The organism is Thermostichus sp. MS-CIW-34 (assembly GCF_054060435.1).
This window is the reverse complement of record NZ_JBSSDE010000024.1, coordinates 40,634-49,402: the sequence shown is the minus strand read 5'-3', so window position 1 is coordinate 49,402 and position 8,769 is coordinate 40,634. Positions and strand designations below refer to the sequence as shown.

The following is an 8,769-nucleotide window of genomic DNA, read 5'->3' as shown; positions in this document are numbered from 1 at the left end:
GTCGGAAGCAGGAACCCGCCGAGACGACTGCGCAAGGAGCCATCCATGCGCAGCGTGGTAGGAATCTCCGGCCTTCAGGCCGGGGAGGATGTCAACGCCTTCCGCATACCCGAATATTGGCTGGAAACTCAGGGGCAATCAATCGTGTTGATTAACTGGAGACATTCCCCTGGTGCTCAAGGGTGTTAGCAGACCAGGGCTTGCTGCCGTTGTCGCTGTTGGCGTTCTAGAGCTTCAAACAGGGCTTGAAAGTTGGCTTCGCCAAAGCCTGTGGCTCCACCCAACCGTTGGATGACCTCGAAAAAAAACGTGGGCCGACCAAACAGAGGCTGAGTGAAGGTTTGCAACAACAGGGGGGGGTGTGGGGAATCAGAAGCAGGCAAGGTGGCATCCAAAAGGAGCTGCTGCTCCACCAAGTCGTGCCAGGAGATGGCGGGGGGCAACCCACCAGAACGGAGTATTGCTCCAGAAGCCAGCTCCCTTGCCAGGTTTGTGTAGTACTCCGGTGGCACCTGCAGAAAGTTTACGCCTCCCTGTCGCAGCCGGCGCACACTGGCGAAGACATCTGAGCTGTGCAACGCCGCATGTTGCAGGCCAGGGCCATGATGGGCATCCAAAAACTCCTGGATCTGGGAAGCGGCACAGGTGGGCTCGTTGATGGCCAACTGGATCCCGGCTTCAGGATCTCCCACCACCACACTTTCTAGGCCAGAGGTGTTGGTGCGGATGCTATAGCGATACAGAGACCGCCAACCCAGCACCTGCTCATACCAATCCGCCGCTGCCTGCAGGGATCCCTGCTCCACGTTCAATACCAGGTGATCCCAGTGGGAAAACAGGTTCTCCTCAGCAGGGGCTGAATCGGGGATCCCTGAGCTGGGGATCAAAGAATGCCTGAGTCCATAAGGAGTGCGCAGGCACAGAGCAGGGCAGCCTTCGTCTTCTGCCGGGATCCACTCCACTTGGGCTCCTCGCCTCTGCAAAAGCTCTGCCAAGCCCAACAGCTCTTGCTCCTCCACCGCCAAGGCCACATCCACCACGCCAGGGGAATGTTGCTGTAAATAGCGATCCACCTCATCCCCAGGGCAAGCAGGCTGAGACAGGCGCAAGCGCAGGGATCCCTGACGCAGACAGAGGGTACTGCCGAGCTGTCCTTCCATTCGGAAGCCCCAAACCTGACAAAAGTGTTCCTGCCAACAGGGCAGATCCCAAAGATAGAAGTGCAGGTGATGGATCCCTTGGACGATTCGATTGGACTGGTTCATAGAGCAAGGCACTGCTAAGGCAAAGGCCGAGTATCCTGACGTTCTCACGGCAACAGACGACCTGGGCCGTCCTACCTCAGCATAGGCCCGCCATTTGCCGATGGAAAAGCGTAAAACAACGTTAAGAAGATATTAAAACAGCATTAAAAAATAGGATGAAAATAAGATTAAAAAATCACGCAACCGAAAATATCCTCAGAGCGCAAGGGACTAAAATTAAATCAGGCGAGGTGTATTTAGAACGCCTAAAAAAGAAACAGAAGAGTTGCTAAAAGCCCTTCGTAGGATCCCTATAAGCCTTGCAGAGATCTATTGGTTCTTTAGCTCTCTTTTAGAGCCTGCGTGGGGCAAAGGCCGGGGTGCTGCCTCGCCCTGTCGATAGATTATCAGGCGTAATAGCCGGGAGGATGGTTATGGTTGCCAGTGTGCAGCGTTCTGTAGCATCACCTACAGAATTGAAGGCGGAACCAAGGACAGGATCCAACGCAGCCGGTCAAAAAGTTTTGAGCGATTTTGCAACGGGAGCCTGGCAGCGCTGCATCGATGTCAGAGACTTTATTCAGCGCAATTACACCCCCTACACCGGTGATGAAACCTTCTTAGCTGCAGCCACCGAGCGCACCCAGCGGCTGTGGGCCAAGGTCAAGGATTTGATGGCTCTGGAGCGAGAGCGAGGGATCCTAGATGCCGATACTGCCGTTCCCTCTACCATCACCAGCCACGCCCCTGGCTATATCGACCCAGAGCTGGAACAAATTGTGGGGCTGCAGACGGACAAACCCCTGAAGCGGGCCATCATGCCCTTTGGCGGCATCCGCGTGGTGGAGTCTTCCCTCAAAGCCTATGGCTACGAGCTGGATCCCCGCACCAAGGAAATTTTTACCCAGTACCGCAAAACCCACAACGACGGCGTTTTTGATGCTTACACCGAAGAGATGCGCCGCTGCCGCCGCTCCGGGATCATCACCGGCCTGCCCGATGCCTACGGTCGGGGTCGCATCATTGGGGACTACCGGCGGGTGGCCCTCTACGGGGTGGATCGGCTCATCGAAGACAAGCAGGCCCAAAAAGCCAGTCTAGACCTGGACACGATGGACGAAGAGACCATCCGCCTGCGGGAGGAGCTCTCCGAGCAGATTAAGGCCCTACAAGAGCTGAAAGAGATGGGATCCCGCTACGGGTTTGACCTGGGCCGTCCGGCAGCCAACGCCCGCGAAGCCATCCAATGGCTGTACCTGGCCTACCTGGCAGCCGTCAAGGAGCAAAACGGGGCGGCCATGTCCTTGGGGCGGGTGTCCACCTTCCTGGACATCTACATCGAGCGGGATCTGCAGGCCGGGATCCTCACCGAGGAAGAGGCCCAGGAGCTCATTGACCACTTTGTTATGAAGCTGCGCATGGTCAGGTTTTTGCGCACGCCCGAGTACAACGAGCTATTCAGCGGGGATCCCACCTGGGTTACCGAGTGCATCGGCGGCATGGGCCTGGATGGGCGGCCTTTGGTTACCAAAACCAGCTTCCGCATGCTGCACACCCTTTACAACCTTGGCCCAGCGCCCGAGCCCAACTTGACCGTGCTCTGGTCGGAGCGGCTGCCGGAAGCCTTCAAGCGCTACTGCGCCAAGGTCTCCATTGAAACCAGCTCCATCCAGTACGAAAACGACGACTTGATGCGCCCCTACTGGGGGGATGACTACGGCATTGCCTGCTGCGTGTCGGCCATGCGCATCGGCAAGCAAATGCAGTTCTTTGGGGCGCGGGTGAACTTGGCCAAGTGCCTGCTCTATGCCATCAACGGCGGTCGGGATGAGATCTCCGGCGAGCAGGTGGCTCCTGCTTTCGCCCCCATCACCGCCGATGTCCTGGACTACGACGAGGTGTGGCCGCGCATGGCGCAGATGATGGCCTGGCTGGCCAAAACCTACGTCAACACCATGAACATCATCCACTACATGCACGACAAGTACTGCTACGAGCGCCTGGAGATGGCCCTGCACGACCGGGACGTGCTGCGCACGATGGCCTTTGGGCTGGCCGGCCTGTCGGTAACTGCCGACTCCCTATCCGCCATCAAATACGCGCGGGTACGGGTTATCCGGGATGAACAGGGCTTGGCCGTGGACTACGTAGTGGATGGCGACTTCCCCAAATACGGCAACAACGATGACCGGGTTGACTCCATTGCGGTGCAACTGGTGCAGACCTTCATGGCGGAGCTGCGCAAGCACAAGACCTACCGCAATGCGGTGCCCACCCAGTCCATCCTCACCATCACCTCCAACGTGGTCTACGGCAAGAAAACCGGCAACACCCCCGACGGGCGGCGAGCGGGCGAGCCCTTTGCCCCAGGGGCCAACCCCATGCACGGCCGGGACACCAAGGGGGCGGTGGCGTCGCTGGCTTCGGTGGCCAAGCTGCCCTACGACGACGCTCTGGATGGGATCTCCAACACCTTCTCGATTGTGCCGGCGGCCCTAGGTCGCACAGCGGAGGAGCGGGTTGCCAATCTAGTGGGGCTGCTGGATGGCTACATGCGGGATGGCGGTTTCCACCTCAACGTCAATGTTCTCAACCGCGAGACCCTGCTGCATGCCATGGAGCACCCGGAGCTCTACCCACAGCTCACCATCCGGGTTTCCGGCTATGCGGTGAACTTCATCAAGCTCACCCGCGAGCAGCAACTGGATGTCATTAACCGCACGTTCCATCAACACTGCTAAAAGACCAGCCTGGGGATCCCTGAAGTCCGCCCATACCGGGGTCGATGGAAGGGATCCCCCATCGATAACCGAGGAGGCCCGATGATCATGACTGTTTGTAGCGCTGCGGATCTGGTCAGCCAGTATGCCTCAGGACGGCGCGATTTTCGGGAGATCGATTTGCAGGGGGCTGAGCTGCAGGGGATCCATTTGGCTGGCGCCGATCTCAGCTATGCCGATTTCAGTGGGGCCAACTTGGCGGGGGCCAATTTGCGGGGGTGCGATCTCAGCTATGCCGACTTCAGCGGAGCTAACCTATCGGGAGCCGATCTGCGGGGATGTCTCCTCTTTGGCAGCGATTTCCGAGGGGCGCTCTTAGAAGGAGCCTTGTTGGATCACGCAGATTTCGATGCCTATACCCATTTCCCGAAGGATTTCGATCCCAAGGCCCACCGCCTGCACGGCATCACGGTGGATACCTCCGTGCCTAGCCCACACGACCCATCGGTCTGAGCTGGGTGGGATCCCCAAGCTGCCCCTTCGGCTTTTTATCCCCTTTCTCCCTTCCAGCCAGGATAGCAGCGGTCTAGCTAAAAGACCCTAGGGATCTAAAAAAATCTAGTCCCAATCTAATCCAAAGAGAAATGGAAACTGTGTTCTATTTAACCTGAGTTAGCAATCTGGAAGAAAACCTCAAGATTGATTGATATTTTGCAAAAGTCATCCAGGATAAAAGTATGGATACCGTTATGAACCCCCTGACACCAATTGCTGGGCGCATTCACTCGGTGGAAACCTGTGGCACCGTCGATGGGCCAGGAATCCGCTTCGTAATTTTTACACAGGGTTGTCCACTTCGCTGTTTGTATTGCCACAACCCTGACTGTCGGGATCCGGAGGCGGGACAGCTTGTTACGGTTGAGTCTTTAATTGCCGAGATCCAACGTTACAAGAATTACTTGCGAGGGGGGGGAGTTACGGCTACCGGGGGAGAGCCTTTAATGCAACCCACCTTTGTAGCTGAGATCTTCCGTCGCTGTCATGAGTTGGGCTTGCACACGGCTTTGGATACTTCTGGCTATGGGCAACTGGAAGCAGCCAAGCCTGTGTTGGAGCATACAGATTTGGTGTTGCTCGATATCAAGTCTTATCTGCCGGAGCTGTATCGAAAGGTCACCGGTGTTTCGCTAGAACCCACTCTTAATCTGGCCCGCTATTTAGACCAGATCCACAAGCCTACCTGGATTCGTTTTGTGCTGGTTCCCGGCTTGACGGATCCCGAGGAAAACATTAAGGGTCTGGCCGAGTTTGTGGCCACCTTATCCAACGTGGAGCGAGTGGAAGTTTTGCCCTTTCACAAGATGGGGGAATACAAATGGCAGCAATTGGGATTGCCTTACACCCTTGCCGATGTCGATCCACCCACACCCGAACAGGTGAATCACGCCTTACAAATCTTTCGGGATCAAGGACTGGTGGCTATTTGACAATTCTGCAGTTGCGGCTTGGGTCAGCATAGCCAGGTCACGCTTAGATCCGAAGTGATTCACAGTTAATCTCTGCACCGTCTCCAGATTGGCCCTGAGCTGACTGGAATCCAAGTTGATCCCCAGGCTAACTTTACGGACTCTATGTGAACTGAAGAATACCCCAAGAGGAGGGATCCCCAATGGAAGTTTGCGTCACCTACCGCGATGGTGTTCAGTTCCAAGCGGAAAGCCGAGGGCACCGCATTCTCAGCGACCAGCCTTTGGACAATCACGGTCGAGATCAGGGAATGACGCCGCCGGAATGGTTTCTGGCTTCTCTGGGCGCCTGTGTTGGTTTTTATGCCGTCAAATATCTGGAAGCTCGGCAGTTGGATCCCAGTGGACTAGAGGTGGTGGTCACGGCGGAGAAAGTTGAGCATCCGGCTCGCCTAGACAACATTCACATTCGTGTAAAAACTGGGATCCCGCTGGACGGAAGGCATCAAAAGGGGCTGGAAAAAGCAGTTGATGCCTGCATCATTCACAATACGCTTACCCATCCCCCCACCTTGACCACCGAAATCCAAGTTCCTGCTCCTGTTGGCGCCTAGATTGCCATTCGGGTTATTCGACTATTTCCAACTATCCGATTGTCAATTGTTCCTATCGTCTAAGTCTTGATGAGTTTTGGAGGGATCCACCGATGCCAGTGACCCATCTAGCCGAGTTGGAAACCCTGATCCAACAGGTGAAGGCTGCCCAAGCTGAATATGCAACTTTCACCCAAGAACAGGTAGACCGGATTTTTCACAGAGCCGCTCTGGCTGCCAACAACGAACGGATCCCGTTGGCCAAGCTGGCGGTACAGGAAACCGGCATGGGCATTGTGGAAGACAAGGTGATCAAAAATCACTTTGCCTCGGAATACATTTACAACAAATACAAACACGAGAAAACCTGCGGGGTTATCGAGCGGGATGAGAGCTTTGGCTACGAGCGCATTGCTGAACCAGTAGGGCTTTTGGCAGGTATTGTGCCGGTAACCAACCCTACCTCGACGACAATTTTCAAGGCTCTGATCACCCTCAAAACCCGCAACGGCATTATCTTTTCTCCCCACCCGCGGGCTAAACAATGCACCATTGCCGCAGCCAAAGTGGTTAAGGAAGCTGCCGAGGCAGCGGGCGCTCCTGTGGGGTTGATCGGCTGGATCGACGAGCCCACCATCGAGCTTTCTCAGGCTTTGATGCAGCATCCTGAGGTGAAGCTGATCTTGGCTACCGGCGGGCCTGGCATGGTTAAAGCGGCCTACTCTTCGGGCCACCCGTCTTTGGGGGTGGGAGCGGGCAATACCCCGGCAGTGATCGATGCCAGTGCCGATATTCCCATGGCTGTCAGCTCGATTTTGTTGAGCAAGACCTTCGACAACGGCATGATCTGTGCCTCAGAACAGGCAGTGGTGGTGGTGGATGCCATCTACGAGCAGGTCAAGGCCGAGTTCGGCCATCGGGGGGCCTACATTTTGGATCCGGAACAAATCGAAGCCGTGCGCCGCATCCTTCTCAAAGACGGTCGCCTCAATCCGGCCATTGTGGGCCAGTCGGTGCAGACCATCGCTGCCCTGGCCGGTATCCAGGTACCCGAAGGCACCAAACTGCTGATTGGGGAAGTGGAGAAGGTGGGGCCGGAGGAGCCCTTCTCCTACGAAAAATTGGCCCCTGTTCTGGCCCTCTACCGCGCCAACGATTTCCACAGCGCCGTAGATGTTGCTGTCCAACTGGTCAATTTCGGCGGGCGGGGACACACCTCTGTTTTGTATACAGATCCCGCCAATCGGGACGATATTGCCTACTTTGAAAATGCCCTGCAAACCGGTCGAGTCTTGATCAACACTCCCTCTTCACAAGGGGCCATTGGGGATCTCTACAACTTCAAGCTAGATCCCTCTCTGACTTTGGGCTGTGGCACTTGGGGAGGCAATTCGATCTCCGAGAATGTGGGGCCGCGCCACCTGCTCAACATTAAAACGGTAACCCAACGTCGGGAAAACATGCTCTGGTTTCGGATCCCGCCCAAGGTTTACTTCAAGCCCGGATGTCTGCCTATTGCTCTGCGGGAATTGGCCGGCAAAAAACGCGCCTTTTTGGTGACCGATAAGCCGCTCTTTGAGTTGGGCATATTGCATCCCATCACCCAGGTTTTGGATGAGATTCGCGTGAGCTGGGATGTGTACCACGATGTAGAGCCGGATCCCACCCTCAGCAACGTCAATCGCGGTCTGGAGCAGTTGCGCCAGTTTCAACCGGATGTGATTATTGCGGTCGGTGGGGGATCCCCGATGGATGCGGCCAAGGTGATGTGGCTGATGTACGAGCAGCCCCAGGTGGAGTTTGAAGGCTTGGCGATGCGCTTTATGGACATCCGCAAGCGGGTTTACGAGCTGCCGCCACTGGGGCAAAAAGCTCAGCTCATCTGCATCCCCACCACTTCCGGCACGGGATCCGAGGTGACGCCCTTTGCCGTGGTGACCGATGACCGGGTGGGGATCAAATACCCCCTGGCGGACTACGCCCTCACCCCCACCATGGCCATTGTGGATCCGGATCTCACCTTAAAGATGCCCAAGAAGCTAACGGCTTACGGCGGCATCGATGCCCTCACCCATGCTCTGGAAGCCTATGTGTCGGTGATGGCCAGCGACTTTACCGATGGGCTGGCCCTGCAGGCCATCAAGCTCCTGATGACCTACCTGCCGCGGGCCTACGAGAAGGGCGCCGAGGATCCCGAAGCACGGGAAAAAGTCCACTACGCCGCCACCATTGCCGGCATGGCCTTTGCCAACGCCTTTTTGGGGGTGTGCCACTCCCTGGCCCACAAGCTGGGATCCACCTTCCATCTGCCCCACGGCCTGGCCAATGCCCTGATGATTACCCACGTCATCCGCTACAACGCCACCGACGCCCCCTTTAAGCAGGCCATTTTTCCCCAATACCGCTATCCCAACGCCAAGCACCGCTACGCGGAAATTGCCGATTACCTGCAGTTGGGCGGGGCGGATGACGATGAAAAGGTCATGCGCCTCATCGAGGCCATCGAAGAACTCAAGCGGAAACTGGAGATCCCGGCCACCATTCGCGAGGCCCTGGGGGAGAAAGAGCGGGAGTTTTACGACCGCCTGGAGGCGATGGCGGAGCAAGCCTTTGACGACCAATGCACCGGCGCCAACCCCCGCTATCCCCTCATTCAAGACATGAAGGAGCTGTACGTTTTGGCCTATCGGGGCTGCCGGGTGGATTCTGCCCTCTACCACCAGCCGGAACCAGTGTTGGCCTAAGG

Annotated in this window: 7 protein-coding genes; 6 read left to right on the top strand and 1 reads right to left on the bottom strand. The window is 56.7% G+C overall.

The genetic code is table 11. The annotated features are described in order from the left end of the window. A partial coding sequence (locus tag ACVWYY_RS09520; protein ID WP_457440366.1) for a hypothetical protein occupies positions 1 to 189 on the top strand: 189 nt, incomplete at its 5' end. Here ACVWYY_RS09520 and ACVWYY_RS09515 read toward each other — a convergent pair. Then, entirely contained in the window at positions 186 to 1,265 is a 1,080-nt protein-coding gene (locus ACVWYY_RS09515) for a VOC family protein (RefSeq protein ID WP_457440364.1), read from the bottom strand. The genes ACVWYY_RS09520 and ACVWYY_RS09515 overlap by 4 nt on opposite strands. A 413-nt stretch (positions 1,266 to 1,678) precedes the next feature. On the opposite strand from ACVWYY_RS09515, the gene pflB reads away from it, so the two are divergent. The 5 genes from pflB (at position 1,679) to adhE (ending at position 8,767) form a co-directional block, all read left to right on the top strand. After that, positions 1,679 to 3,985 carry a formate C-acetyltransferase gene (pflB, locus tag ACVWYY_RS09510; protein WP_457440363.1) on the top strand — a complete coding sequence of 769 codons (2,307 nt, stop codon included), beginning with the start codon at positions 1,679 to 1,681 and terminating at the stop codon, positions 3,983 to 3,985. An 81-nt stretch (positions 3,986 to 4,066) separates the two neighbouring features. Beyond that, positions 4,067 to 4,477: a pentapeptide repeat-containing protein gene (locus ACVWYY_RS09505; RefSeq protein WP_457440361.1), complete on the top strand. Its 411-nt coding sequence runs from the start codon at positions 4,067 to 4,069 to the stop codon at positions 4,475 to 4,477. A gap of 224 nt (positions 4,478 to 4,701) precedes the next feature. Beyond that, complete coding sequence (pflA, locus tag ACVWYY_RS09500) at positions 4,702 to 5,451, top strand: pyruvate formate-lyase-activating protein (protein ID WP_414415746.1); 750 nt, start codon at positions 4,702 to 4,704, stop codon at positions 5,449 to 5,451. A 182-nt stretch (positions 5,452 to 5,633) separates the two neighbouring features. Then, positions 5,634 to 6,044 (top strand): OsmC family protein, encoded by a 411-nt coding sequence (locus ACVWYY_RS09495; protein ID WP_414343934.1) that lies wholly within the window; start codon positions 5,634 to 5,636, stop codon positions 6,042 to 6,044. A gap of 92 nt (positions 6,045 to 6,136) precedes the next feature. Continuing rightward, entirely contained in the window at positions 6,137 to 8,767 is a 2,631-nt protein-coding gene (adhE, locus tag ACVWYY_RS09490) for a bifunctional acetaldehyde-CoA/alcohol dehydrogenase (RefSeq protein ID WP_457440359.1), read from the top strand. Positions 8,768 to 8,769: the final 2 nt, after the last annotated feature.

Bases quoted from the DNA above. Each gene is read 5' to 3' on its own strand.
- ACVWYY_RS09515 (WP_457440364.1), bottom strand. From the start codon at position 1,265: ATGAACCAGTCCAATCGAATCGTCCAAGGGATCCATCACCTGCACTTC.
- pflB (WP_457440363.1), top strand. From the start codon at position 1,679: ATGGTTGCCAGTGTGCAGCGTTCTGTAGCATCACCTACAGAATTGAAG.
- ACVWYY_RS09505 (WP_457440361.1), top strand. From the start codon at position 4,067: ATGATCATGACTGTTTGTAGCGCTGCGGATCTGGTCAGCCAGTATGCC.
- pflA (WP_414415746.1), top strand. From the start codon at position 4,702: ATGGATACCGTTATGAACCCCCTGACACCAATTGCTGGGCGCATTCAC.
- ACVWYY_RS09495 (WP_414343934.1), top strand. From the start codon at position 5,634: ATGGAAGTTTGCGTCACCTACCGCGATGGTGTTCAGTTCCAAGCGGAA.
- adhE (WP_457440359.1), top strand. From the start codon at position 6,137: ATGCCAGTGACCCATCTAGCCGAGTTGGAAACCCTGATCCAACAGGTG.